Origin of the sequence: Alteromonas sp. Cnat3-28 (assembly GCF_022348265.1) — a bacterium.
In the GTDB taxonomy this organism is placed as follows: Bacteria; Pseudomonadota; Gammaproteobacteria; order Enterobacterales; family Alteromonadaceae; genus Alteromonas; species Alteromonas macleodii.
On record NZ_JAKREY010000002.1, the window covers coordinates 34,796 to 60,595 of the forward strand.

At 45.8% G+C, this 25,800-nt stretch carries 23 protein-coding genes and 1 pseudogene; 9 read left to right on the plus strand and 15 right to left on the minus strand.

Annotated features, from left to right (window positions below; translation table 11 throughout):
• Positions 1 to 42: 42 nt before the first annotated feature.
• Both tsaE and MHM87_RS02330 read right to left on the minus strand, forming a co-directional pair.
• Positions 43 to 525, minus strand: coding sequence for a tRNA (adenosine(37)-N6)-threonylcarbamoyltransferase complex ATPase subunit type 1 TsaE (gene tsaE, locus MHM87_RS02325; protein WP_014951096.1), 483 nt, complete (start codon positions 523 to 525; stop codon positions 43 to 45).
• A gap of 74 nt (positions 526 to 599) precedes the next feature.
• Positions 600 to 2,099 (minus strand): NAD(P)H-hydrate dehydratase, encoded by a 1,500-nt coding sequence (locus tag MHM87_RS02330; protein WP_239257666.1) that lies wholly within the window; start codon positions 2,097 to 2,099, stop codon positions 600 to 602.
• A gap of 6 nt (positions 2,100 to 2,105) precedes the next feature.
• Here MHM87_RS02330 and queG point away from each other — a divergent pair, with 6 nt between their 5' ends.
• Positions 2,106 to 3,248 (plus strand): tRNA epoxyqueuosine(34) reductase QueG, encoded by a 1,143-nt coding sequence (gene queG, locus MHM87_RS02335; protein ID WP_014980562.1) that lies wholly within the window; start codon positions 2,106 to 2,108, stop codon positions 3,246 to 3,248.
• Between the two features lie 64 nt (positions 3,249 to 3,312).
• On the opposite strand, the gene MHM87_RS02340 is transcribed toward queG, so the two are convergent.
• The 3 genes from MHM87_RS02340 to nudC all read right to left on the minus strand — a co-directional run bounded on the left by MHM87_RS02340 (position 3,313) and on the right by nudC (position 6,153).
• Positions 3,313 to 3,936 carry a hypothetical protein gene (locus MHM87_RS02340; protein WP_014980563.1) on the minus strand — a complete coding sequence of 208 codons (624 nt, stop codon included), beginning with the start codon at positions 3,934 to 3,936 and terminating at the stop codon, positions 3,313 to 3,315.
• A gap of 23 nt (positions 3,937 to 3,959) precedes the next feature.
• Positions 3,960 to 5,051, minus strand: coding sequence for a uroporphyrinogen decarboxylase (gene hemE, locus MHM87_RS02345; RefSeq protein ID WP_014951100.1), 1,092 nt, complete (start codon positions 5,049 to 5,051; stop codon positions 3,960 to 3,962).
• A gap of 268 nt (positions 5,052 to 5,319) precedes the next feature.
• Complete coding sequence (gene nudC, locus MHM87_RS02350) at positions 5,320 to 6,153, minus strand: NAD(+) diphosphatase (protein WP_080752380.1); 834 nt, start codon at positions 6,151 to 6,153, stop codon at positions 5,320 to 5,322.
• Between the two features lie 161 nt (positions 6,154 to 6,314).
• Between nudC and MHM87_RS02355 the strand changes: the two genes are divergently transcribed.
• The 5 genes from MHM87_RS02355 (at position 6,315) to MHM87_RS02375 (ending at position 9,467) form a co-directional block, all read left to right on the plus strand.
• Positions 6,315 to 6,779, plus strand: coding sequence for an Rsd/AlgQ family anti-sigma factor (locus tag MHM87_RS02355; protein WP_014977657.1), 465 nt, complete (start codon positions 6,315 to 6,317; stop codon positions 6,777 to 6,779).
• Positions 6,780 to 6,814: 35 nt separating this feature from the next.
• Entirely contained in the window at positions 6,815 to 7,288 is a 474-nt protein-coding gene (locus tag MHM87_RS02360) for a transcriptional repressor (protein WP_014951103.1), read from the plus strand.
• Positions 7,278 to 7,742: a chemotaxis protein CheX gene (locus tag MHM87_RS02365; RefSeq protein WP_014951104.1), complete on the plus strand. Its 465-nt coding sequence runs from the start codon at positions 7,278 to 7,280 to the stop codon at positions 7,740 to 7,742. Before MHM87_RS02360 ends, MHM87_RS02365 begins: the two co-directional genes overlap by 11 nt.
• Positions 7,732 to 8,169, plus strand: a complete 438-nt coding sequence (locus MHM87_RS02370) for a secondary thiamine-phosphate synthase enzyme YjbQ (RefSeq protein ID WP_039233612.1) — start codon at positions 7,732 to 7,734, stop codon at positions 8,167 to 8,169. Before MHM87_RS02365 ends, MHM87_RS02370 begins: the two co-directional genes overlap by 11 nt.
• A 101-nt stretch (positions 8,170 to 8,270) precedes the next feature.
• A complete protein-coding gene (locus tag MHM87_RS02375) occupies positions 8,271 to 9,467 on the plus strand; it encodes an OmpA family protein (protein ID WP_014951106.1) in 1,197 nt (398 codons plus the stop codon).
• A 126-nt stretch (positions 9,468 to 9,593) separates the two neighbouring features.
• Here the strand turns inward: MHM87_RS02375 and dnaB are convergent, their stop codons facing one another.
• From dnaB to MHM87_RS02400, 5 genes are all read right to left on the minus strand, one after another.
• Complete coding sequence (dnaB, locus tag MHM87_RS02380; protein WP_014951107.1) at positions 9,594 to 10,979, minus strand: replicative DNA helicase; 1,386 nt, start codon at positions 10,977 to 10,979, stop codon at positions 9,594 to 9,596.
• A 115-nt stretch (positions 10,980 to 11,094) separates the two neighbouring features.
• Positions 11,095 to 11,565, minus strand: a complete 471-nt coding sequence (locus MHM87_RS02385) for a hypothetical protein (RefSeq protein ID WP_239257667.1) — start codon at positions 11,563 to 11,565, stop codon at positions 11,095 to 11,097.
• A 254-nt stretch (positions 11,566 to 11,819) separates the two neighbouring features.
• Positions 11,820 to 12,821 carry a DUF4097 family beta strand repeat-containing protein gene (locus MHM87_RS02390; RefSeq protein ID WP_014977658.1) on the minus strand — a complete coding sequence of 334 codons (1,002 nt, stop codon included), beginning with the start codon at positions 12,819 to 12,821 and terminating at the stop codon, positions 11,820 to 11,822.
• Between the two features lie 13 nt (positions 12,822 to 12,834).
• Positions 12,835 to 13,362, minus strand: a complete 528-nt coding sequence (locus MHM87_RS02395; RefSeq protein WP_061486736.1) for a hypothetical protein — start codon at positions 13,360 to 13,362, stop codon at positions 12,835 to 12,837.
• The gene (locus MHM87_RS02400; protein WP_039233618.1) at positions 13,355 to 13,930 is read right to left on the minus strand and encodes an RNA polymerase sigma factor; all 576 of its coding nucleotides are present in this window, start codon (positions 13,928 to 13,930) and stop codon (positions 13,355 to 13,357) included. Before MHM87_RS02400 ends, MHM87_RS02395 begins: the two co-directional genes overlap by 8 nt.
• A 117-nt stretch (positions 13,931 to 14,047) precedes the next feature.
• On the opposite strand from MHM87_RS02400, the gene MHM87_RS02405 reads away from it, so the two are divergent.
• Positions 14,048 to 14,698 (plus strand): MOSC domain-containing protein, encoded by a 651-nt coding sequence (locus MHM87_RS02405; RefSeq protein ID WP_049585691.1) that lies wholly within the window; start codon positions 14,048 to 14,050, stop codon positions 14,696 to 14,698.
• 21 nt (positions 14,699 to 14,719) lie between these two features.
• Here the strand turns inward: MHM87_RS02405 and MHM87_RS02410 are convergent, their stop codons facing one another.
• Positions 14,720 to 15,832, minus strand: coding sequence for an MBL fold metallo-hydrolase (locus tag MHM87_RS02410; RefSeq protein WP_239217698.1), 1,113 nt, complete (start codon positions 15,830 to 15,832; stop codon positions 14,720 to 14,722).
• Between the two features lie 289 nt (positions 15,833 to 16,121).
• Between MHM87_RS02410 and MHM87_RS02415 the strand changes: the two genes are divergently transcribed.
• Together MHM87_RS02415 and MHM87_RS02420 are read left to right on the plus strand one after the other, a co-directional pair.
• On the plus strand, positions 16,122 to 16,811 hold the full coding sequence (locus MHM87_RS02415) for a response regulator transcription factor (protein WP_014977663.1): 690 nt from the start codon (positions 16,122 to 16,124) through the stop codon (positions 16,809 to 16,811).
• Positions 16,808 to 18,238, plus strand: a complete 1,431-nt coding sequence (locus MHM87_RS02420) for a sensor histidine kinase (RefSeq protein ID WP_239257668.1) — start codon at positions 16,808 to 16,810, stop codon at positions 18,236 to 18,238. Before MHM87_RS02415 ends, MHM87_RS02420 begins: the two co-directional genes overlap by 4 nt.
• On the opposite strand, the pseudogene MHM87_RS02425 reads toward MHM87_RS02420, so the two are convergent.
• The 4 genes and pseudogenes from MHM87_RS02425 to MHM87_RS02440 form a co-directional block, all read right to left on the minus strand.
• Positions 18,216 to 19,346 (minus strand): annotated as a pseudogene (locus tag MHM87_RS02425) (PepSY-associated TM helix domain-containing protein). The gene MHM87_RS02420 and the pseudogene MHM87_RS02425 sit on opposite strands and share 23 nt — an antisense overlap.
• Before the next feature lie 13 nt (positions 19,347 to 19,359).
• Positions 19,360 to 21,405, minus strand: a complete 2,046-nt coding sequence (locus tag MHM87_RS02430) for a TonB-dependent receptor (RefSeq protein WP_239257669.1) — start codon at positions 21,403 to 21,405, stop codon at positions 19,360 to 19,362.
• Between the two features lie 96 nt (positions 21,406 to 21,501).
• A complete protein-coding gene (locus tag MHM87_RS02435; protein WP_239257670.1) occupies positions 21,502 to 22,590 on the minus strand; it encodes an efflux RND transporter periplasmic adaptor subunit in 1,089 nt (362 codons plus the stop codon).
• A gap of 13 nt (positions 22,591 to 22,603) precedes the next feature.
• Complete coding sequence (locus tag MHM87_RS02440; RefSeq protein ID WP_239257671.1) at positions 22,604 to 25,789, minus strand: efflux RND transporter permease subunit; 3,186 nt, start codon at positions 25,787 to 25,789, stop codon at positions 22,604 to 22,606.
• Positions 25,790 to 25,800 lie beyond the last annotated feature (11 nt).

Genomic DNA, 25,800 nt, shown 5'->3' on the forward strand with positions numbered 1-25,800 from the left:
GAGCGGCTATTTATTCAGTTTTTCTTTCATTTCGCATTTGCGCTAAACGCGCTTGCATTGCTGAAGCAATTTCGCACCGTGGGCACTTTTTGCTTCCAAATTAAACTGCCTACCCGATGGCGTAATATTTATACTAATCACTAAGTCTGGGGATGCCAAGTATTCGCCCCCTTTTTCCGACCATTCAATAAGCGCGATAGCGCCCGAACCAAAGTAATCGCGAATTCCCATGAACTCTAACTCTTCTGGGTCGGCTAAGCGATACAGGTCGAAGTGATAGATATTGACGCCATCCAACTCATAAGGTTCAACCAATGTATAGGTTGGACTTTTAACGCTACCTGAATGACCTAAAGATTGAATGAAATATCGGCTAAATGTCGTTTTCCCTGCACCTAAGTCGCCGTTTAAATAAATAACAGCATCGGTAGGGAGTTGACTCGAAACAGCCTGCGCTAAATCTCTGGCAAGCTGCGCAGTATCATCTACTTCATTAGCAAAAAAAGAGGTATGCGGGTAAGACATCAACAATATTCCACAGTAATAGAAAGCCGAATAACACAGTAGATGCCTGCCCGTTCAAGACAAAACCACGCTAACTAGTGGTTTATAAGCGCACGTACTGCGTCAAACAAATCGCTCGCTATCATACCACGTTGACCATACAGTTGGGCAATATCATCGCCAGCCTTAGCATGAAGCACTACACCATATTTCGCTGCAATATCTGTTTCTACGCCTTGCGCGAGCAACGCGCCCAATATTCCGCTTAATACATCACCGCTTCCTGCGGTAGCCATACCTGGATTACCGTGACGGCAAACCCAGGTTTTCTTTTCATTGTCGATAAGCGTGCCCGCCCCTTTTAGTACACAGACCGCATGGTATCGCTGTGAGCACTGCCTTGCGTAATTAAAACGGTCGCTTTCTACATCATCAATAGAAACACCGAGTAAACGCGCTGCTTCGCCTGCGTGAGGGGTTAAAATACTGTCAGACAAGGTGTACGCGGTTGACTGCTGACACAACAGATTTAGCGCGTCAGCATCAATGACCACAGGCTTATTTTGGCTTTGACAGTGCTTCATGGTGGCTTCAAATGCGCATTCTGCCCATTCATCTTGCCCAAGACCCGGTCCAATAACCACACAGGTTGCCCAAGCTAATGCATCTTCCAAATTAAAGTCGGTGACCATGAGTTCAGGTCTGCCTGCACTGACCTGAACGACTGACGACTCATGGGTATACACGCGTACCATGCCCGCACCACTTCTCAGCGCGGCTTCACTGGCGAGTCGAATGGCACCTGCTGTTCCGCGGTTACCGCCAATGCACAACAGTCGACCATAAGTCCCTTTATGACTGTTAATCTCCCGTGGCCCCATACCTTTAAAGTGGTCGATATTTAGCATGGTCGCGCTCGCTTTAGCTAATGCTTGGAACGCTTTGCCGATACCCAAGTCCGCATACACTAACTTACCGCACGATTGTTTACCCGCACCAGTAACAAGCCCCGGCTTAATGCCCACAAAAGTAACGGTGATATTAGCCTGAACACATCGCCCCAGGCTCTGTCCTGTATTTGCATCAAGACCTGACGGCACATCAACGCTTACTACCGGTGTTGATGACGCATTCACCGCATCAATGATGTCTGCAAACTCATTGCGAATATAGCTATTAATACCTGTACCAAGAAGCGCATCAATCACTACGTCAGACTTCTCGAGGAGCGCAGCGTCAAACCCATTGATACTACCTCCTGAATCGAGCCAGCGCTGCTGTGCTTTGCCAGCATCACCTTCCAGCGTACGTTCAGGCTCAACCGCACATAAATGCACTTGTTTACCCGCAAGTTTTGCGTTTATTGCTGCAATGTAGCCGTCACCCGCATTGTTACCTTGGCCCACCAGCACTAAGTAAACGTCTGAGTTTGGCATAAGCTCAAGACACTGCTTAAACACCACATCACCAGCTCGTTGCATCAACGTGAACATATCGCAGCCCGAATTCGCGGCGGCTTGTCCCTCATTTTCCCTAACCTGATCGGCCCGAAATAATTTGTATGATAAACTTGACGTTAATTGAGTATCTAGCATGAGCACATGTCCGAATTTAGTTCTATCGACCTTGTTGAATTAACCAACAATATCAAGGCTTGGGGTACAGCGCTAGGCTTTCAGCAGGTTGGCATCAGCGATATTGATCTACATCAGCACGAGGCACACCTTCAGGAATGGTTAGACAATGGGTATCACGGTGACATGGCCTTTATGGAGAGTCATGGGATGAAGCGTGCCCGGCCTGATGAGTTGGTCCCAGGGACATTACGGGTTATCAGCGTTCGCATGAACTACTTACCTCCTGACGCCTCGTTTGCTAAGCATTTAAAAAAGCCAGAAATAGGATACATCAGCCGCTATGCATTGGGCCGTGACTACCACAAAGTGCTGCGCAAACGTCTGAAGCAATTGGGAGAGAAAATCACCGCATCCTTGGCGCATACCCAATATCGCCCGTTTGTAGACTCAGCCCCCGTATTGGAACACGCTATTGCTGAAAAAGCGGGTATTGGCTGGACGGGGAAACACAGCCTGACACTCAACAAAGAAGCCGGCTCTTGGTTCTTCTTAGGTGAGCTGTTCATCAATTTGCCATTACCCACTGACTCACCAATTGAAGAGGGTTGCGGCACCTGCACGGCGTGTCTAACCATCTGCCCGACCAATGCAATTGTTGCGCCTTATAAAGTAGATGCCCGTCGCTGTATTTCCTATCTCACCATTGAATCAGACAAAGATATTCCCGAAGATTTGCGCCCCATGATGGGCAATCGCATTTATGGCTGTGACGATTGCCAACTTGTTTGCCCTTGGAATCGCTTTGCCGATGTTACCAGTGAAGAAGATTTCCACCCGCGACAAGTGCTACACGGCCAAAGTCTCAATGCGCTTTTCGGCTGGTCTGAAGAAACCTTCTTGCGCAATACGGAAGGCTCTCCTATCAGGCGGATTGGCTTTGAGAAGTGGCAGCGTAATATTGCCGTTGCGTTAGGAAACGCTCCGTATGATGAACAAAGCATTCTGCTTTTGAAAGAAAGACGAGGGAGCGTGAGTGACTTGGTGGACAGACATATTGATTGGGCTCTTAAGCGGCAGCAAGAGAAGCAACAAGCGTCTGATGCAAAAAACAGGCAGCAAGCACGGCTTATTCGCGTAATTGAAAAAGGTTTACCAAGAGACGCCTAACGCAGTACACGCTTGAATAAGGCATACCGCGAATTCATTTAGTTTAGCTATATAGGTTTTCGGGTTAACCCGCCGAAGCAAGCTGACTGTTTAAATCGGCCTGAGTGCTATTCCGATAACGCACACGAGCATTTGGCGAATGGGATGCGGCGAAAGAAACGTTAAGTTTCAGGCCTCGCTGTGCCACTTGCGTGGTTATGATGGGCGAGCCGAATTCCCACCACGGCTCCTGTTCCAATGCTTCAATAACTCGCGACAGCTCAGTTTCAGAACCGTCATACTCACCCGTTATTTCGCAATGTCCGTTCTCACATTTTACCGAGTCTAAAACAAAGCGCTCGTTGTTAGGCGGCAGCGCAAAAAACGTATTGAGTGAGCCTTCGGTTTTCGTGTAGAAAACCTCTGGCGCCATGATTTGGACATTCTCAGCAACGGGGGCAACATTCATCTCGCCGTTTTTTGTAACGCTTGTATCCAAGAGCACCGCACCTGCTTCATTCGAAACCAACTTGGCGGCGGGCTTAATAACTTTCAGCTCACTCGTTTCCGTGGCACGAGAGCGCGCTAACACATTGGTTAGTCGCTCTTTTTCTGCATTGGATTCACTGAGTTGGTGTTGATAGCCAGAAAATTTATACCCTGCTATCAATGCAAACGCTATCAGCAACAACACAAGCCACGTTTTCATTTTACTTCCTTTATCGAAGTCGCTTACTTGTGATATTGCTTACTAAGTTCATGTACCGCATTAACGAACACACCTGCATTTTCAGGTGGTACGTCTAGATGGATACCGTGACCTAAATTAAATACGTGACCGCTACCTTCACCGTAACCTTCTAGAATGGACGCCACTTCTTGCTCAATTCTTTGCGGTTGAGCATACAGCATTGATGGATCCATATTACCTTGAAGTGCAACTTTATCGCCAATGCGCGCACGCGCTTCTTTAATGTCGATAGTCCAGTCTAAACCTACTGCGTCGCAGCCTGTCGCCGCAATCGACTCTAGCCACATGCCACCGTTTTTGGTGAACAAGGTAACAGGTACTTTACGGCCTTCATTTTCACGGGTCAGCCCACTTACAATGCGCTCCATGTACTGAAGCGAGAATTCTTTGTAGTCACGAGGAGATAACACGCCACCCCAAGTATCAAATACCATGACTGACTGCGCGCCCGCAGCGATTTGAGCGTTTAAATACTCAGTAACAGAATCAGCCAGTTTTGCTAGTAGCGCATGAAGCGTTGCTGGCTCAGCAAATGCCATTTTCTTGATTTTGGTAAAGGCTTTACTTGAACCACCTTCAATCATGTAAGTCGCGAGTGTCCAAGGGCTTCCAGAAAAACCAATTAATGGCACTTCACCTTTAAGCTCACGGCGAATAGTACGAACGGCATTCATTACGTACTGTAATTCACCTTCTGGATCAGGAAGGCCTATTTTATCCACATCCGCTTTACACGTGATTGGATTTTTAAAGCGAGGGCCTTCACCTGTTTCAAAGTAAAGACCGAGGCCCATCGCATCTGGAATGGTCAAAATATCCGAAAAGAGAATTGCAGCGTCGAGAGGAAAACGACGTAAAGGTTGTAGCGTCACCTCACATGCAAGTTCTGCATTCTTGCACAACGACATAAAATCGCCTGCTACTGCACGAGTCGCTTTGTACTCTGGGAGGTAGCGCCCGGCTTGTCGCATCATCCATACAGGTGTGACATCAACCGGCTGCTTAAGTAACGCACGTAAGTAACGATCGTTCTTTAACGCGGGCTTATCAACACTGGGGAAATTTTGCGACATATAACTCACCTAAATTACTGAAGATATTTGAGCGCGAAAGTATACCAGTATTCTTAACTAAGGTGTGCTAAAACCTGTATTAAAAAATCAATGTTTTAACGACAAATCGGTGTAGTGTCGATTATTAAAGACAAACAATACTTGAACATTACTTTAAAAAGACGCTTGCACTTAAAGTGAGTGTTTGCTATTACTATAACCGTTAAAGAAAAGAAGCCCTACATGGGACCGTGCTAAACTTATTGAAACCCTGCTTCGGCAGGGTTTTTTATTTGTCGCCGATCAGAGACACCGTTTCAGCAATTAATTGTCCCGCAATAGACACTTTCGGTGGAATAGTCGGCAGCGCATCTATATCAAACCATTGCGCATCATCTATCTCGTTCTCCTGACAACGAATTTCCCCTTCGTCATACTCGGCAATAAACCCGACCATTAAGGAATGTGGAAATGGCCATGGCTGACTATTGTAATAGCGCAAGTTTTTAACCTTAACGCCAACTTCTTCGAAAACTTCTCTGTGGACCGCTTGCTCCAGACTTTCACCACTTTCTACGAAGCCTGCAAGGGTTGAATACATATTGGATTCTCGATGGCGAACGCCTTTGGCCAACAATATTTTTTCGTTGTCGTGTATAGAAACAATGATACAGGGAGACACTCTCGGATAACTGCGATGTTGACAGCGGTGACAATGCATTGCCATTTCCCAATCTACGCGTTCAGTCTTGGCTCCACATTGCCCGCAAAATTGATGAGTACGCAAGAAGTGGATGTATTGCCAGGCTCGCCCAATAACTGAAAAGGCTATATCGTATTCGGCAAAAAGAAGCTGTCTAAGCGATACCCGTTCCCAACCGGGTTCGTCAACATGCTCAGCGCCCAAATCAACAACATATACGGGCAGGTCTCTATGCGCCGTCTCATTGAGCGGCGGAAGTTGATGAATTTCATCGACATAAGATGCTAAAAATGGAATATCACTCAGGTAAGCAACGGGGATAGACTCAGACGATTCTTGTACTACAATTTTGCCGCGACTAAAAACTACCCACAGGGCTTGCTGAGCAGCTAGTTTCGCCTCATCCAACTTTATCATCATTGCACATCACTCCTGTTCTTTAATGCTTCATACTACACTAAATACTGAGCGTATAGATCGCCACCATACATTTTGAAACGAACTTTTTCGCGCAAAATTTGTGTCGCTAGTGCACAGTGTTATACTGAAACTTATTGTCGCTAAACGGGTAACACATCAAAATGTTGCAACAGTTAGAAAGCGTTAAATCAAAATGGGGCGGGAAAAGCCAGGTTATTGACCGCTGGTTAATGGACAGACAGGCACTGTTAGTTTCTTTCTGTGAACTAGCAGGTATTAACAAGCGAAGCGAGTGTTTACCTGACCCAGATGAAATAGACAACTTTTGCAGCGCATTACTCGATTATTTGTCGGTAGGACACTTTGAGGTTTTCGATATGTTGGTTGAAAACGACAATGAAGGCCTTGCACTACGAGATAAACTTTACCCCAGATTGACAAAAACCACTGACGCAGCACTCGCATTTAATGATACGTTTGCACAAGCAGTAACGCCCGAGCAGGCAGCTGAATTTGACTCAGCGCTAGCCAAGCTTGGTGAGACATTAGAAGAGCGTTTTGCCTTGGAAGATGAGTTAATAGCTCATGTACACACTAAAAAACGTGATCCAGAAGTGACGCTTTAATATAACAATGAAAGTCGAGTTTACGGTTATCATCAATGAACAAAACCACACTTATTCATAAGGCACGGGCTTATTGCGAGCAACGCGGCGCCAGATTCACACCGCTTAGAGAAAAGGTGTACGAAATTCTTGTTTCAAAGCACGGCCCTATGGGTGCTTATGAACTACTCGACTCACTGAAAGAAACAGAGTCTAGTGCCAAACCTGCGACAGTCTATCGCGCCCTTGATTTTCTTCTCGATTTTGGGTTTATTCACCGTTTAGAGTCTACCAATGCGTTTGTGGCCTGCTATCATTTTGGTTGTAACCACCCTGTTCAGTTCCTAATTTGTGACAGCTGTGGTGATGTTGCTGAAATTCAATCTGAAGGTCTTCAAGAGACCCTTGATAGCCAAGCAAAGCAACACGGATTCAAAGTATCGAAACAAACTATAGAGGCCCATGGATTATGTGCCGATTGTCAACAAACGGAAGATCACGCTGCCCAGGAGAGTGTACATGAATGCTGATTTTGTGAACCCGTTTATTGCTGGTCTTTTGAACGTGCTTGAAACCATGGCTCAAACTAAATTGACCCCGGGCAAGCCCAAGCGCAAACAAAGTGATATCGCCAAAGGCGATGTATCGGGGCTAATTGGCATGGTGGGCCCTGACGTTCGCGGCTCTATGTCTATTACTTTTGACGAGTCTTTGGCCCTGACCATAATGGAGAGAATGGTTGGCGAGCGCCCTGAGAAGCTTGATGCAGAAGTAGGCGACATGGTTGGCGAAGTTACCAACATGATTTGCGGTAACGCAAAACGAGACCTTGCTGAGCGGGGTTACGAGTTTGGAATGGCAACACCCATCGTTGTATCAGGAAAGCAACATACGATTAGTCACCAGGTTGATGGTGCTAAAATTATTCTTCCTTTCATGTGCGACGAAGGGTTAGCGCATTTGGAAATCTGTTTTGACAAATAATTTCTGGCAGTCTGAAAAAATTACACTCGACAGCTACCCGAGAGGATTTCACCTAATAACACAGCAGGTGGAATCTGCACTACCCAGTATTCGTCATGTTGAAGTCGGCCTTTTGCACCTATGGCTTCAGCATACAAGCGCTAGTTTGACAATCAATGAAAATGCCGACCCTACAGTGAGACATGATATGGAAGCGTTCTTCAACCATAGTGTAAAAGAAGAGCTTTCTTTTTTCAGGCATACTTATGAAGGTAAAGATGATATGCCTGCTCACTTAAAATCGAGTATACTAGGGTGTCAACTTACTATACCTGTCCAACAAGGCAAGCTTGCACTTGGCACGTGGCAGGGTATCATGCTCGGCGAACACCGAGATCATGGTGGAAGACGAACAATTATTGCCACATTACAAGGGATCGCAGCCTAACCCATATTATAAATGGCACAATTTGTGCTAGCGTTAAACGTTAAGCACAACACAAAATTATCAAAAATCGATAATCACTCAACGTTAAACAGGATGTGACTATGAAACAACACTTTAAAATGGCAGCGCTATCTCTTGCTGTAATTTCTTCGACTAATGCATTTGCACAAGACTCTTCTGAGCCAGAGTACAAAAACTGGTTTGGTTTGTCTGGCATGTATTACAACACTGACGACTCACGTCCGTTAGATCTAACTGACGGCGGCCTTTACGACGATGGTCGTGGCGTAGCTTTTGAATACGGTTTCCGTTTTACTCAAAGCTGGGCAGCACGTGTTGAATTTACAGCCCTAGACCTTGATTATGCAGGCGGCGGTGATGAAAGCGGTGAAATGGTTGGTGTTGACGCACTATACTTCATGCCAAATGATGCATGGTTCGTTTTTGGTGGTGTTAAGCGTCAAGCAGTAGGCGAATCAACTACCCTTGGTAACATCGGTATCGGTAAACACTGGGACATCCACGAAGATGTTAAACTTGTTACTGAAATCGCCGCTTATCACGACTTCGGTGAAGATTACAATGACTACAGTGTTAAAGTTGGTATCGCGATCCCATTTGGTAAAGGCACTCCTGCCGCACCTAAAGACAGCGACAACGATGGCGTTGTAGACAGCAAAGACCAGTGCCCAATGACACCAGCGGGTGTTCGTGTTGACGCAAATGGTTGTAGCATCGATGATGATAACGATGGCGTTCTAAACAACGTTGACCAGTGTCCTAACACTCCAGCTGGCACTAAAGTAGATGCAACTGGCTGTGCAATTAAAGATTCGGACAACGACGGCGTTGTAGACAGCAAAGATATGTGCCCTGATACACCAGCTGGCGTAAAAGTTGATGCAAAAGGTTGTACAGTATTTGACGAAGAGACAGTAGAAATCACACTACGCGTTCTATTCGACAACGAAAGTGCTGTAGTTAAAATGCCAAAAGATCCAGAAATCTCTGAATTTGCTGAGTTCATGAAGCAGTATCCTTCAACAACTGCGGTAATTGAAGGTCACACTTCTGCACCAGGTAGTGAAGCTTACAACATGGACCTTTCTAAGCGTCGTGCTGCGAACTTCAAAGAAGTAATGGTAGACATGTACGGTATCGAAGGTTCTCGTTTAGAGACTATCGGTTACGGCGAAACTCAGCTTCTAGACAATGGTAAGAATGCTGAAGCACACCGTGTTAACCGTCGCATTTCAGTGACAGTTAAAGACACAGTGAAAGTAGCTGAAGAAAAGTAATTCATTGTATATGAATTGAAAAAGGCGCCTTACGGCGCCTTTTTTGTGTCTGAAATACTTTAACTTGTTAACCCTTAAAATGTAGACCGTGGCCGCGGTCGAAGCCTTTAGTCGCTATAAGAGGGGCTAATATTCGTCGGCTATGGCAGGGCCTGCATAGTTGTCAAATCGTGAGAACTGACCTTGGAACGTAAGTCGACAGGTACCAATTGGGCCGTTACGCTGTTTACCAATGATAATCTCTGCAATGCCCTTATACTCACTGTTTTCGTGATAAACCTCATCACGATAAATAAACATAATAAGGTCGGCATCCTGCTCGATTGAGCCAGACTCACGAAGGTCAGAGTTTACAGGACGTTTATCGGCGCGTTGTTCTAGCGTACGGTTAAGCTGTGAAAGGGCAACTACCGGCACTTCAAGCTCTTTAGCCAATGCTTTCAGTGAGCGAGAGATCTCTGCAATTTCCAATGTTCGGTTATCGCTAAGAGAAGGTACGCGCATCAACTGAAGATAATCCACCATGATTAGACTGATTCCACCGCGTTCGCGAGCGAGTTTTCTTGCGCGACTTCGCACGTCCATTGGTGTAAGGCCTGATGAATCATCAACAAACAAACAATCTTTGTCTTTGAGCATAGCCATGGTGTTGGAGATACGTGCCCAATCTTCATCATCCAGCTGCGCAGTACGAATTTTGGTTTGGTCAACGCGGCTTAATGACGCCAACATACGCATCATGATTTGTTCTGAGGGCATCTCAAGACTGAAAACAAGTACAGGTTTGTCTTCTGCCATCATGGCGTTTTCAATCAAGTTCATGGCGAAAGTAGTCTTACCCATCGATGGACGAGCCGCCACGATAATAAGGTCAGAGGGCTGCATACCACTGGTCATTTTGTCTAGGTCGGTAAAGCCGGTAGTAACACCGGTAACGTCTTTATTGGTTTTCACCAATTCTTCAAGACGGTCAATGGTCTTCCCTAAGATAGACTCGACATCGCGAGGACCTTCGTTTTCACCAGTTCTTCGCTCGGCAATTTCAAATACTTTACTTTCGGCCAGATCAAGAATGTCTGCACTGTCACGGCCTTCGGGGTTGTACCCAACTTCCGCTATTTCATGCGCCACGCCAATAAGCTCTCGGGTTATCGCGCGCTCACTGATAATTTGCGCATAAGACACAACGTTCGCAGAACTTGGCGTGTTTTTGGCAAGTTCACCTAAGTAGGCAAAACCACCGGCATCTTCCAGTTCATCATGCTTTTCAAGCTCTTCTGATACTGTTATAAGATCTATTGGCTGACTACTGTTTAGTAATCGAGTGATAGCACGAAAGATAATTTGGTGTGAGCGATTGTAGAAATCGTTATCGGTAACAAGCTCCGCGACTTTGTCCCAGCTTTCAGGGTCAATAAGCATGCTGCCCAAAACAGATTGCTCAGCCTCAATGCTATGAGGTGGAACCTTCAATTTTTCAACATTCTTATCGTTTTTAGACGCAGACGCCACGAGTGAAACCTATTCCAATGCACAAAAGTCAGTTGGATATTATGCGCTTTTAACGTCCATCACTCAACAAAGGAAGTCGTCATTTTGTTGCGAAAGCGCAAAAAGACAACATCGTTTAAAGCGTTTTCTCCAGCTTTAAAAACATACCATCAACCAAGGTGTAGGCGCTGCCACCTTCCTGAAAAATGAGTGTAGAACCCATGATTGCTGAATTATCAAGGCACGACAAACTTACTTCAGTAATCTTGTCGTCGCTAAAGCCAAGCGATGATGGAGAGGCTTTAAAAGCAGCATAAAAATCTTGATTACTGATATTTTTCGTTGAATACACCGGTGACTCACAAAATGCCTGATCGAGTTTAGCCGAGTCTGAAGCATAGGTTACCGAGCGACCCAAGAACTTTTCTGACTCTATTGATGAGTGAGCTGAAACACCTACATTATAGGCCTTAGTCACCACCCAAGTACCTTCGTAATAAGCGGGTTCCTGAACAGCACAGCCTAGCGTAAATGCGCATATTCCAAACGCACCAATAATTAGACTATGAAATCGCCAAAACCTTTTGACGTGTCCAACAATACTCAATGTAACCTCCAATCAAAAAATAACAAACCATGTGATGATGTGGGTGAAGCGTGCAGGTCCGCTAACTTGTAACTAAGAGCCATTAAAACGCACTTTTGTTACTTACAAACGCTCAGCTACACATTTTTAGCGACCAAACAAAAAAAGCTGCGATCACTCGCAGCTTTTCATTAATCACCACATGTCTGATTAATAAATGTGGACTAAATTCATTTTTTCAACCTAAAGTTTCAATTGTGTTGCCTATAGCTTATTCACTTTTGGTCTATTTCAATTCGCCCGTGTACCGTAGAGATGTCTACATTTGCAGCCCCACCGTTGTGGATAAAGCGTAGCCAGCTACCTGGGCCATACTTAGGCTTTTGCGACTTTTCATCACTGATATTGTTTACAATGTTGCCGCCAGCGTGCGTCTCAATATCAAATTGTGCCGATACGCCATCTTGAAAGACAAATTCCATCGCACCGCCTACAGAATTCGCTTTTACGCTACCGTTCTTATTAAGACCTAAACTTGCGTAAGTCCTTCCATTAACCGTATTGATTTGCAGTACGTCCACCGCTTGAAGAGACACATCGATTCGACCGTTGACGGTTTCTACTGATACGTCTGGGCTATCGGAAGTGATGTCGAGCTTGCCATTAACTGACGCAAAGCTCACTGGCGTGTTTCCTGAGTGTGACGCTTCAATTTCGCCATTCACTGTTTCCGCCTCTAAACGGCCTCTCACATTCTCAAGCACGATATCGCCATTAACCGACTCAACTTCAACCCGCTCACCTATGTTTTTAAGGGTTACGTCGCCGTTTACCACCTCAACATCTACTGCTTTTGTTATACCTTCTGCAATAAGATCAGCATTGACTGCGGTATAGTGAAGGTCGCTTGCTGAAGGTATATAGATAACAAGGTCGTCGCCATCTTTACCTTTATTAAACCAGCTCTTTGAGTGGCGCTCGACTTCAACGTGTATAACCACGACATCTCCACGTCTTTCAAAGATAAACTCTTCAGTTTGATCGCCCAGTTCACCGGTGACACGAACCTGAGACTTATCCCAAACTCGGATGTCTGCTTTTCCGTTGATGTGTTCAATGTCCACTTTCGGCGAAGACGATGTGTCGATGGTCTTATCTACTTTTTCTCCTGCAAACGCCGCAGTAGCGATACTTAGCAGCGCAGTAGTAAGTAATACCTTGGCCCCCAAAGGTGCCATGAACGTGTGCAAAAATGTGCTTTTCGTATTTATATTCATCTTTAAACCCTTATTAAATTTGCTGCCACTTTGGCGCGTGCACTCGCTCAATTAAGGCAATCTGCTGTTGATATACGTGATGCAGCATTTTGATTAATGCTGAGTTGTCTGGATCGTCCTTTAATGCCGCTTTAATAACATCTGCAGCATCGTCCAATTCTTTCAATTGCTCTTGCCAATCTTCCGTTAGCGCCGTTGTACTTTCATAACTAGCAAGAAGACTATTCACTTGTTGTTGCTGCTGCATACTCATTGCGTCAATCAAGGCATAGCCATCGCTTCGACTTTCATCAGCTTTAAACGCAAAAGGAGCCGCAAACCACAATACAGTAACTAAACAAACGCTTGCGGCTATCGCCATCCACTGTTTTGATGTAACCGTAGATGATGAAGCGTCGTCTTGTGAAGCGTCGTCTTGTGAAGCGTCGCCTTGCTGCGATGTTATGCCGAGTTCAATACCTCGCCACAAATCTCGTTCTGGCTGCTTCTCTTTTGATATCTCAGAAATGTGCTGAGCAAGCTTGTCGTCAAAATTACTCATCATCGACTCCCATAAAATCTTTCAATAATTGCTTAGCACGGAAAAATTGTGCTTTGCTTGAGCCCACTGCCATGTTCAACATGCTGGCAATGTCTTCATGCCTGTAACCTTCAATTGCATGGAGGACAAAAACCATTCTGGCTCGCTCGGGTAAGCGAATAACTAATGCTTCTAAATCCACATCGGTGCTGTTTTCTTCAGCCGGCATCTCGTTAATGCCGCTGTTTTCCAAATTAAACATCCGCTGCACCCAACCTTTCTGCTTGCGCATATAAGAGATGGTAATGTTTGCCGTAACGCTGTGTAACCACGTGGAAAATTGGCTTTGCCCATCAAAATTAGCAAGCTTTTTCCATAGCTGAATAAAGACTTCTTGCGAAGCATCTTCTGCCATTCCCTTTTCACCTGTAAGCCGGTAACAAAGCGCGTAGACTCGCCCAATATGTTCATCGTAAAGGGACCGAAATGCCTGCTTATCGCCCTTTTTCGCTTTAGATATCAGCTCATTTTCGCTTTTATTACCAAACACCACATTGGCGTGTACAACACGTTGTTGTGTGTGTTCCATTCTTTTCTCTTTGTTATTTATGGTGCTGATTAGCATTAGCACTTGTTAGTGTTATAAGGTTAGTCGTACCCTATAGTAGAAAGGTTTAAATGCACAAAAATATTTTTTGGAGATGCCATGTCTACCTCATTTTCTGTTAACGCTCTGTTTGCTGGAAAACCTCAGCCGCTAGGCCCTCGTGGGGCACCAAGCAGTATTGTTAAAGCCCCCGTCGACGCGTTAACGGTGCATATGGACAGAACCGATGAAGACGAACAGGCCAACAAACGGCTTCACGGTGGACCGGAGAAAGTGCTGCATCAGTTCAACCCGACCAACTATCTGACATTAAGAAAGCATTTTCCTGAAGGCGACTTTTCGCTGGGCAGCATTGGCGAAAACATCAGTGTAGAGGGCATGGACGATGCTACCGTTTATATCGGCGATATATGGAAGTTCGGCGAGGTAGAACTGCAAGTAAGCGCACCCCGTGCCCCTTGCAATAAAATCTCGCAACGCTTCGAAGTGCCCAATTTAGATAGATTTGTCGGAGAACGAGGTATCACTGGCTGGTATTACCGGGTTATTAAAACCGGAACCATCAGTGTTGGCGACGAAGTAACACTACTGCACCGTGAGGACGATACCGTTAATGTTCACACCCTAATGCAATGCGCCCATACCAAAGCAGACAAAGCCCTGGCCCAAAAGCTAGCGAATCTTGAGGCGCTTGATGACGAATGGCGCGGAAAATGCCAAAAAATTGCGGATAAGATTGCGGATAAATAAGCCATTTATCCGTAGCTTAAATTAAAAAGACGCCTGTTCACCTTCATTCAAAATAACCCAAGGCATTGCAGGGTTTAGCTGCTTCTTCATTTTCATAAGACGAAATAGCGCAGAATGTGACGTCTTGTCACCCATCATCCAGCTGGCATTTCCATAGCCCCAAGGCACTACGGCTTTACAGCCTAGGTCTTGGGCCGCAACAATGGCATCTTCTGGCGTAGTATGTACCTTGCGATACCATTTAGGTGAGGTTTCGCTGAAATAAGACGCTATAGGTAACAGGCAAACATCTATTTCACCAAAGCGCGCTTTAATATCCTTGAAGTGCGGTGAATATCCCGTATCCCCCGCAAAGAACAATGTTTTGCCTTCACTCTCAAATACCCAACCACCCCACAGTGTCGCATTGTCGTCCTCGTACAAATAAGGCACCCAAATTCGGTTACTGAAATGATGGGCAGGCACGAAGTGAATAGAGGTTTTGCCTACGTTTTTGCTGGTATACCAAGCCATTTCTTTTATGGTATAGCCTCTATTAGGGAAGTGCTCTGCGAAACCTAACGGAACAAGATATTCGGGCTTTGTGCCTAATTCGGCAATATCGGCTTTATTGAAATGATCATAGTGAATATGGGAATAAACCACAGCATCGGTTTGTGCGAGTTTGTCTTCACCTACCTCAGCGGGTTCGTTGCGGCTGAACCCCTCCGCCAATCGAAAAGCCCAATTGACGGGCCAATCAAACTGCCCAAACACAGGGTCAATAAGTATTTGCTCACCACTTGCGGTGTTAAGTAAAAAACTTGCGTGCCCTAACCAGGTGACATTAAAGCCGGTGTGCGAGTTCACTGTCGGGTTGTTGCCAACGAACTGACAATTTTGCATGTCACTTTCACATTCAATATCGGCAGACGCTGGGTAGCAATCATTAGTGCACGTGACGGGGTATGCTTTAAAACCGTCGTAAATATTGCTGAATCTGTCCTCATACCCAGGCTCATTGGCGTGCTTGATTACAGCATTTTCACCTTCTATCTGAGTAACATGATTAGAGCTGGCGCAACCAGTAACGACACTTCCTGCTACTACTAGCGACGCCGACAACGTCGTTAACTTCTTTAAACTCATTACCATTTTTAAGATCGTGTCCTTGTAGCTCCAACCTAGGAGGCAAAGCGCTTAGTTGACTGCTGCGTCTATGCTTTATTTACTCAATTGTGCAGACATCAAGAGCACCGCAGTTTAGCGCAAGCACTAAGATAGCTGTTAACCGTTATTGTAAAGCGAGAAACCATCAGCACCACAGTAAATTTGTAACAATATAAAAGCGCGCGTTAGCGGCCGCATTTATCGTCACAAACCGATTAGTTGCAAATGATAACTATTATTAATAGTATGTTTAAAATTCTTTCCTGAAGCCATTATGCGTAAAACCCGAATACTCATTGTTGAAGATGACGCGACGTTAAGTGAACAAATCACACAGCTGTTGCAGTCTCGAGGATTTGACACTCGCCACGAAAGTGACGGTAATGCTGGATTACAAGCTGTGCTGGAGGAGAACTTTGACCTTGTGTTACTCGACATACGCCTTCCCTCTTTAAACGGCTTGTCGCTGTTAAACCAATTAAGGCAAATAAAGCAAACACCGGTGATGATGATCACCGCGTCAGGTGCCGAGCAAGAAAGGATTGAAGGCTACCGTAAGGGCGCAGATGACTACTTACCCAAGCCCTTCAATTTTACTGAAATGATGCTTCGCATCGACGCACTGTTGCGACGCAGCAAAACACTAAACGACTCAGGCACGCAAAAGTCGGAAATCATTGTTGATGTGCTTTATTTAAATCGCATTCAGCAAGTTACCAAATACCACTCAAGACTACTCGAATTCACGCCAATACAATTTAAGCTTCTTTGGATGTTAGTAGATAACAAAGGGGAAACGTTGAGCAAAGCATTTCTTTATCACAGCGTGCTTAACAAACCCTTTTCGAGGTACGACCGAAGCTTAGATATGCATTTGTCTAGAGTACGCAAAAAGCTCGTTGAGACTGGCATGCCCCCTGAACGCCTTGCCACTGTCCACGGCCAAGGATATCGCTTTTCGTGAAAAATAAACTGCTATGGCGACTGTGCGCATTTATTGCCGTTGGTACTGTTCTGTTATTTTGGGCCATCGCGTGGCTTACCAATCATACCGAGACCAGCATGAGTTTTATCGATAAAGCTCATCAAGAAACCCTTTATTCCTATGGTCAAGAAGCGGAGAAAATCTACCTGGAGGATGGAGAACAAGCGTTAGCTGCTTTTTTGCAAGAAGTGAAGACAAAGGAGAACACGTGGCTTGCCGTAGTTAACTCCCAAATGACCACATTCGCTAACACCCAAATGTTAGAGGAGTTTGTTGACCGATTTCAAATAGGCCGCAGCCCCGAATGGAAAATACATTTGTACTTTTCTGAAAACCCTGTGATGGAAGTCCCCTTCGTCGATGACAATACGCACTTTTTAATTCAACTTCCACAGCGTATGCGCCCAGGTTCGTTATTGCTCGCCACACGCTTAACGCTTCAAATTGCATTACCTCTAGTGATATTAAGTCTGTTGAGTTTCATGCTGTATCGACACTTAATGACGCCACTAAAGCAATTAGAGAATGCCACAAAAGATTTCGCAAATGGCAATTTAGAAGCCCGTGCAATGGCTGCAATGCCCAAGCGAAATGACGAACTTACTGGGCTTGCCCAAACGTTCGACAAGATGGCCCAAAGAACCAGCAGTCTCATTTATAATCAAAGAAGTTTGCTTGCTGATCTCTCTCACGAGCTTCGCACGCCTCTTGCCCGCATTGATATGGCTATAGACTTTGTAGAGCAAGACATTAATCGTGAACAAGCACTTTCACGCCTGCGTTATGAAGCGAGCACGATGAGAGAGCTTGTTGAAGATACCCTAACCTTTGCATGGCTAAATACAGAATCGCCACAATTGAACAGCGATGACTTTGACTTGGTAGAACTTATCAATGTTATTTGTGAAGATGCGCGGTTTGAATACCCTGATAGAACCTTGCATGTCGACACACCTGAATGCGCGAATATTGAAAAGAGCAGCCAGCTTGCTTTGGGGCAGGCGTTAGAAAATATTATTCGTAATGCTTTGCGTCATACCCCTGAGCAAAGCAAAGTGAGTTTAACGCTGACCAGCGATAATAATAACTATGTTATCACGGCTACAGACGAAGGCACCGGCGTCCCTGAATCAATGCTAGACGCCATATTCGAACCTTTTTTCAGGGTAGACAAGGCACGGGCAGCCAAAAACTACGTACATGCCGCAAAGCGCTCTGGCTTTGGTCTTGGGCTTGCACTGGCGAAACGTCAAATTGCCGCTGTGGGCGGCGACATATCAGCGATAAATCGCGCTGCACTAATCAAAGGCAACGCATTACATAGAGACGCTAGTACTACAAAGCAAACAGGGCTAGTCGTTACCATTACCCTGCCTAAGTCTTTTAATGCTGCTTTCGCAAATTAAGAAGTCTCTGCACACCAAGTAGTGTGCCAGTATAAACTAAGATACAGCAAAGCAAGCTTACCAGCCCTGCGATGGTCTGCCCTATAAAGCCAAAGTATTCTCCCGTGTGCAAAAAGCGGGAAGTACCCCAAGCCTGACTCCCTTTGGGCCAATCGGTTTTGTAAAGTGTCCTAGTGATGTCACCGGTTCCCGTGTCGAAATACAGTGAATACGCTAACTCTTGCCTGTGCCCTATACTTTTATCGATATAAAACCGTGCAACACCCTCACTTTTGCCAATTTCCATCCACATGGAATACCAATCCTGATAGCCATTTTCATTGGCGTGTTGCTGAGCTTTGGTAAATAGCGTGTCGTAACTGACAACGTCGGCGTCTAGCGTCTCAGGCATAGCTTTCTTTTCGCGAGTAGGGACTTATTCACCGTACATTCCATACAATGCTTTGTTTGCCCACTCAAAATAAAACAGGGTAGCCGTTAGTCCAATCACAACTAAAAAAGGCAGTGACCACATACCAAAAACAAAATGCCAATGTCGGCGACGGTGCTGTTTATTAGTGTACTTTTGCCGTAACCACATTTGCTGCTTTAAGGATTTTTTCGATATGTGTTTGGGCAACCATATGATGACTCCCGATAACAGCAAAAAAATAAAAATAAGATTGCTATAAGCCGTTATGGTTTTGCCAATTAATTGGTAATCCCCTTCCATTAAAAGATATCGATGCAGGTCAGTTATGACATGAAATGCTTCTTCAACGACCCCTTCTCCTTCTCTTAATATATCTCCGGTATAGGGGTGAATAAGATAGCTGTGTTCGCCGGCCCATGCGGGAATTGCCGCTCCCTCGCTATTGACCCATCGAACAAAAATATGCGCTTCGTTAGGATGCTTTTCACGAAGTATTGATACAACCCGCTCAGTCGAGATTATCGACTTTTCGATATCAATCGTTTGCGTATAAGCCATTTCACTTAGCTCTTTGAACTGGCGCTCGTAAGTGAGTAATACACCAGTAAAAGCCATAATGAAAACGACAATGCTGGCCAATAAGCCAGCAAAGAGGTGGGCCCAAAAGACCCACCTTTTAAACGTGGAAAAGTTCATCTAAAGGCGTTGTTTAGAAATCGTAAGTCACAGACAAACGAATATCTCGTCCAGCTTCTTGCGGACCAATAACGCTTGGGAATACTTCGCTGTAGTCACCCACACTTGAATGGTCGATATACGCTTCATCAAACAAGTTCGTTACCGCCAGATTTAAGCGAAGGTCGTTTGTGACTTCCCACTCGCCATAAATATCCACTAGGGTATAGTCTGCTTTGTTAAGTGAATAAAGCGAGTCGGTCCAACCGTTTTCCAAGGCCTGATGTAGTGTATCTATGTTGATGTCGTCAACCATAGTGATGTTAAAGCCAACGCTAATGTCTGCAGTAACGGTGTAATCTGCACCAAGTACCCACGTATCACCGCGACTATTACCTAAGCCAACAAACTCGTATCCGTTAATATCGATGCTGTTATAAGGTACGCTGTACAGACCTTCACGAGGCATCAATTCAACATCTACGCTTGAAAACCCAAAGTACACGTCAACAGAGTCCCAACGATACGCAAGGTTAAACTCTACGCCAGATGATTCTAGGTCACCGATATTATTAAATACCGAGTTGCCTTGATAACCGCTAAATAGCACATCATCAATGGTAGATTCATAGGCGCTAAGACGCGCATTAAGGTTATTCGCGCTGTATTCGATTGACGCTTCAATATTGGTGACAGTTTCAGGCACCACGTCACTGGCTACAACGGGAACGTCCTCACCATCATATAAGTATTCGTCAAGCGTGAAACCATCACCAATTTGCTTACCGCGCGCCGCTTCTGCGTAACCAAGACCAAGGGTCCAAGCTTCGGTAAGCTGATATTCAAGACCGACGTTAAAGCTAAGTTCATTGTCGTCTAGTCCAGATGGCTCATCGGTAACGGGTGTGCCGTAATAGTCATCAATCAAGATTTTTTGCTGAAAATCAAAGTCGTCATAACGAACACCGTAGCTCAACAACAACTCTGGTGTGATATTGCTATGAGCTTGCGCGTAAATACCCATTACGCTGCCTTCTTCTGCGTTCTGCACAGGACCTACGCCAGGACCACTTTCTACCTCATCTTTACGATAGTCGATACCGTAGGTGAATACGTGATTTGAAATGTCGGTGGTGTTTCTAATATCGAAACCATAGGTATCGATATCAGACAAGAAATCGAAACGGCCGCCGCGGAACGATGATGAAGTTTGGTATGCCGTAGCTTCTAAGAAAACCAATGCACTGTGGTCAAAGCGGTAGTTCGCTACGTAGGTATCACGCTCTGCTTCACTAGGATAAAGTGGAGCACCTTCTAGTACTACCCAGTTAGGTCTTGCCGAAAACTCACCTTCTTCATCGCGCTGCTCTGCACTTATTGAAAGGTATTGATTATCTGCAATGTAACCACTGGCTTTAAGGAACATGAGATCTTGATCTGCGGCAGTACCCAGCACTTCGTTGCCGTCGCCGTCTTCAAAGTTATCTCTGTCAACCGTGCTGTAATAACCTAGCAAGCCCCATGAATCACTTAGCTTTCCATAAAGGCTGCCGCTATATCGCGTACCTTCGTTTGAGAAATAACTCGCTTTTACTCGACCACCAAATTGTTCGTCGCCTCTCAATAAATCTTGCGCATCTTTGGTTTTAAAGCGGATTGAACCACCAATGGCACCTGGGCCACTGGTTGCTTCACCTGCACCAGCCTGCACATCGATTTGCTTCAAAAGATCGGGATCTAGCGTTACGCGGCCAATATGGTGAAATAGGGTTGAGGTTTGTTGCGCGCCATCTACGGTTACATTCAGGTAGGCATCTTCTAGTCCACGGATAAAGATTTTCTGTGCTACACCTACTGAACCGCCAACGCTGACCGACGGAGACTCTCTAAAAACGTCAGCTAAATCGTTTGCCTGAAACTGCTCAATATCCTCGGCAGTAATGCTCAAGTTAGTTGCTGCGCCTACCACAGCAACTCGCTCTATAGACTTGGTTTCTTCATTCTGGCTTTCTAGGGATTGCGCAAATACTACCGGACTGGATAGCGTGCACACTGCACTGGCTAAAACTAACTTTTTCAAGGATGTCTCCATTTGATAATCAACAATTACAAATAAGAAACATTCTCATTAACTTTAGTCTAAATGGATAGCACTTTTACATTTGTTACAATTCTCTCAGTTCTTCGCTGTCAAAGACTCACGCTCATTGTTGTAACGTACTTTCTGGCCTGCACGCAGACGTTCAGCTCCTCTCACCACAACCGAGCGCTTCGGGTTCACATCGCCAAACACTTCAATTCTATCGCCCATCCCCACCCCGGTTGTCACCTTAACTTGCTCCGCTTCATTATTTTCATTGAGCTGATAGATAAAGGTGCCCGACTTTCTTAGTACCAGTGCATCGCGGGGTATGGTGACACCATCATGAGTATCGCTGCTAGGCAGCGCCACGCGCACTGCACTGCCTATAGGAAAGTCACCGGGGTTGATGGCAATTCGTAGCTCCATCATGCGCGATGTACTGTTGCCTACCGGTACAATGGCACGAATAGATTCTTCTACTTGGTTCACGTTATTGTGAACGCTAACGCCCATGCCGTTAGCAATATAGGGTAATACGTTGAGCGGTGCGCGCACTTGAACTTCAACGCTATCAGGGTTTACCACGCGAAGCAGGGTTTGCCCTACCCCAGTGTATTCGCCCGGCGACTGCAGCCTTTCAACCACTAAAGCCGTAAAGGGAGCACGAATACTGCTTTGTGCAATTTGATATTCGGTGAATTCTAAATCCAATTTGGCTTGCGCTAACTCCTGCTTAGCATTCTCTAAGTCAGCTTCCACTTCCTCTAACTCACCTCTGGACGTGTTTTGACTGGCCTGAAGGTTTTTGTACCTCGCGAGTCGTTTGGTAAACAGTTCAACCTGCGACTGCCATCTGGCAATATTTGAGGCATTTTGATTGCGGGTAATGCTTAAGCGAGTATCGTCGACTTTAACTAAAGGCTCCCCCGCTTTTACCACATCACCTACATCTGCCATCCAAGTGATGCGACCGTCTACCTCAGAAGCAAGGTTTGCATCGATAACGCTTAGTACCGTTCCAGGAACCCAGGTTAGTTGTGAAATCGCTTGCTCTCTGGCTTCATCTATTTGAACCAGCACCGGCGGTGGTTGATTGCTATCCTGTGCGTGTGCGCTCAACGATACACTGCTTGCAAATAAGGCAAACACACTAAGGGCGAGAGTAGAAGTCATTGCTTTCATGGTTGTCTTTTCCTTACACATGATCGTTGTATTTATTTTGTTTTACGGTGGATGAGGTAGTCGGCGAAGCGCCAGTGCTTTCTATGCGCTCGGCCAGGGGTTTGAGTATATTTACAGATGACGTTGAAGCCGTCATACGCAGCAAGGTAGGCAGTAATAGCAAGGTGAATATGGTACTCACCGTCATTCCTCCCACAATAACAGCCGCAAGACCTCGGTAAATAACGCTGCCTGCACCTGGTAGCAACAGCAGGGGCAGCATGCCAAAGATTGAAGTCAGCGTGCTCATAAAGATAGGCCGTAAACGTAGTTTGATGGCTTGTTCTACCGCGTCATCACGGGTCAGCCCTTCTTGCTCTCCTATACGAGTCTGATGCACGAGTAAAATGGCATTGTTTACTACAAGCCCTAGCAAAATAATGAAGCCAATCATGGTTAACAGGTCCATGGGCTGGAAGGTAAAGATGTTCATGATACGAATAGCAATCACCCCGCCCACCGTGGCTAGCGGAATAGAAAGTACTACCAGCACGCTGTCTTTTAACGATTTAAACAACCCCGCCATTAACAGCAGTAGCAACACCATGGCAAAAAGAAAGTTATCAGCCATCGAGGCAATAGCGCCTTTTAAGCTATCCGCGCTACCACCATAATTAATAGCGCCATCGGTAGGCATCATGGCCATAATGGCAGGTTCAACCTCAGAGGTAATCACTTTCATGGCTTCTTCTAAACTCATACCCTCTGGCGGATTTACGTTTAGCGTCAGGGTTCTTCGACCATCAATGCGCTGAATACGACTTGGCCCTACGGCTCTTTCAATACCTACCAGTTCGCCTAATTGCACCACCTCGCCTGATGGTGTCATGACTGGCGTACTGTTTAAGTCTTCGGGTGTGAACCAAGGTGCTGAGCGAAAGATAATATTCATGCGTTTGGTGCCATCGAAGTACTCCCCCACATACATACCATCACCCATGGCACGTACCAGGTTCCCCATACTGCCGCGATTTAACCCGACTTCCATCATTCGGCTGTCATTAGGGTAAAAGCGAAGCTCTGGTTCAGCTTGCTCTAGTGGAGGATTCGAACGCGCGTTAGCGTTAGGGAAAACTTCTCTCAATTTGTCTAAACCTGCTTGCGCAGCGATGCCGAGCATGGCTTGGTCGGTACCTTGAAGATGTATGTCGATTGAGCGACCATTTCCAAAGCCACCAAACAAATTGCCCTGTTGTGAAAAGGTTTGTGTATCCGGCAAATCCTTTAAAATTTCATCGCGAACAATGGCTTCTAACTCTTTAACCTTAGACTGATCTTTAGCGCGCACACCCAAATTTCCGCCATTTGGCCATGTGATAATGTAGTAGTTTTTCAGCGCTGGCTGCTTTTCTCCGTCCATATAGGGCTGCAGTCGCTCAACGATAATTGGCATCACTTCTTCACTAATAAAGTTTTCACTGGCACCCGCAGGCAAACTTAAGAAGGCGTCAACGGCATCGCGTTTTACGGGCGGCAAATAATCCATGGAAGGCATAAGAAAAACACTACCTGTAATAGGCACGCCCATGAGTGTTATGACTAATACAAGGCGGCGAAGCGGCGTACTTGATAGCGACATAATAGCGCGGGTTATCTTAGCCCATACCCGCTGTAAGCTATCAGCTGGCATGTTACCATTAAGGTATCTAGCGGCAACGACGGGCAATACCGTTACCGCAACCACTAGCGACATACACACTGCAATGGCAATGGTAAGAGCGAGGTCAGCAAACAATTGCCCTTCAACATCTTCCAAAAACATGACGGGAATAAAAATAGCAACGGTGGTGGCTGTTGACGCCATGAGGGCACCAAACACTTCTTTCGTTCCCCGATGGGCACAATCCTCCATGTGCGTTTGTGAATGTGGGTCTTTATTTTCGATTTCGGCTTCGGCGCTCTTGCGCGTTCTTACAATGTTTTCCAGCACGACAATAGCGGCATCTAGCACCAAACCTACCGCGAAGGCGAGTCCTGCCAGTGAAATGATATTGAGCGAGCGACCGGTAAGTTGAAGCACCACAAAAGTGCTAAGTAGTGAAATAGGAATGGCCAATGCCACAATGAGCGTTGCCCGCAGCTGGCGCATAAAGAGCCAAAGCACGGCAATGGCAAGCAGCACGCCTATAAATAAATTGCTGGTAACTAGCTGCACCGCTCTATAGATAAACACTGAGGCATCGAAGCTTTGCGCCATTACTAACTGTTCAGGGGCCAAGTCCTGTTCGTTTATTTGTGCAACTTTTGCTTTTACGGCTTCTAAGGTAGCTAAAACATTGGCGTTGTTTTGTCTGTCTACGCGAATAGATATAGCCGGATTGCCGTTTTGCACACTGTAGTTTGCACCGTCAGCGCGGGTGATTTTAATTTCGGCAATGTCATTTAGCGTGATAGGGCTGCCGTCTCGCCATTCAAGGATCATTTCACCCATTTGCGTAGGCTCGTAGCGACCTTCAAAACGCAGGGTATAGCGTCTTCTGCCCACATCGACAAAGCCGCCTGAAATATCATTCGCACGCCCCAACTCGTTGGCAACTGCCGTTAGGTCAATGCCTAACTGCGCCGCTTTAAACGGGTCGAAAACAATTTGAAACTCCTCAACGCCGCCAACCCCGCTTTCCATACGCGCCCTTGCAACGCCCGGGATAGATTCAAGCTGAGGTTTAATGACATCGGTAAAAAAGGTCACATAGGTATTAATTTCGTTTGGATTGCCTGGAAGGCGCTGAAGAAAGAAGTAGGTCAAAGCGGGGGCGTCTCCTCCACTTCCAGCAAGCATAATATTAGGAGACAAGGCATCGCGACGTAGTGGCGGTACGCGATTCATGCGGCTAATCACTTCAATGAGCGTTTTCTGCATGTCCGTATCTAAACCAAACTCTAGATTAATCCAGGCATTACCTTGGTTTGCCCATGCATTCATCGACTCAAGGCCAGGGATCCCTTGCAGCACTTCCTCTTGAGGTTCAATGATCTCCGACTCAATTTCTTGGGGCGAAGCAGCGCGCCACGAGGTCTGGATGTTAATATTCGGTCTTTCAATGTCAGGAAACAGCTGTACAGGTAAATTAAACAGGCTATATAGCCCTAAAAATACCAGCAGTGTTATTCCGATACCTACCCCAGTCGCGTTTTTTATTGCTTGCTTAGTGATGTCCATAATATGGCACT

Excerpts from the sequence above, each read along its gene's own strand:
- MHM87_RS02410 (WP_239217698.1), bottom strand. The coding sequence starts at position 15,832 with ATGGTAATGAGTTTAAAGAAGTTAACGACGTTGTCGGCGTCGCTAGTA.
- queG (WP_014980562.1), top strand. The coding sequence starts at position 2,106 with ATGTCCGAATTTAGTTCTATCGACCTTGTTGAATTAACCAACAATATC.
- hemE (WP_014951100.1), bottom strand. The coding sequence starts at position 5,051 with ATGTCGCAAAATTTCCCCAGTGTTGATAAGCCCGCGTTAAAGAACGAT.
- MHM87_RS02400 (WP_039233618.1), bottom strand. The coding sequence starts at position 13,930 with ATGGAACACACACAACAACGTGTTGTACACGCCAATGTGGTGTTTGGT.
- MHM87_RS02435 (WP_239257670.1), bottom strand. The coding sequence starts at position 22,590 with ATGAAAGCAATGACTTCTACTCTCGCCCTTAGTGTGTTTGCCTTATTT.
- MHM87_RS02355 (WP_014977657.1), top strand. The coding sequence starts at position 6,315 with ATGTTGCAACAGTTAGAAAGCGTTAAATCAAAATGGGGCGGGAAAAGC.
- MHM87_RS02405 (WP_049585691.1), top strand. The coding sequence starts at position 14,048 with ATGTCTACCTCATTTTCTGTTAACGCTCTGTTTGCTGGAAAACCTCAG.
- MHM87_RS02390 (WP_014977658.1), bottom strand. The coding sequence starts at position 12,821 with ATGAATATAAATACGAAAAGCACATTTTTGCACACGTTCATGGCACCT.
- MHM87_RS02340 (WP_014980563.1), bottom strand. The coding sequence starts at position 3,936 with ATGAAAACGTGGCTTGTGTTGTTGCTGATAGCGTTTGCATTGATAGCA.
- MHM87_RS02375 (WP_014951106.1), top strand. The coding sequence starts at position 8,271 with ATGAAACAACACTTTAAAATGGCAGCGCTATCTCTTGCTGTAATTTCT.
- MHM87_RS02365 (WP_014951104.1), top strand. The coding sequence starts at position 7,278 with ATGAATGCTGATTTTGTGAACCCGTTTATTGCTGGTCTTTTGAACGTG.
- nudC (WP_080752380.1), bottom strand. The coding sequence starts at position 6,153 with ATGATGATAAAGTTGGATGAGGCGAAACTAGCTGCTCAGCAAGCCCTG.
- MHM87_RS02415 (WP_014977663.1), top strand. The coding sequence starts at position 16,122 with ATGCGTAAAACCCGAATACTCATTGTTGAAGATGACGCGACGTTAAGT.
- MHM87_RS02330 (WP_239257666.1), bottom strand. The coding sequence starts at position 2,099 with ATGCTAGATACTCAATTAACGTCAAGTTTATCATACAAATTATTTCGG.
- MHM87_RS02395 (WP_061486736.1), bottom strand. The coding sequence starts at position 13,362 with ATGAGTAATTTTGACGACAAGCTTGCTCAGCACATTTCTGAGATATCA.
- tsaE (WP_014951096.1), bottom strand. The coding sequence starts at position 525 with ATGTCTTACCCGCATACCTCTTTTTTTGCTAATGAAGTAGATGATACT.
- MHM87_RS02440 (WP_239257671.1), bottom strand. The coding sequence starts at position 25,789 with ATGGACATCACTAAGCAAGCAATAAAAAACGCGACTGGGGTAGGTATC.
- MHM87_RS02360 (WP_014951103.1), top strand. The coding sequence starts at position 6,815 with ATGAACAAAACCACACTTATTCATAAGGCACGGGCTTATTGCGAGCAA.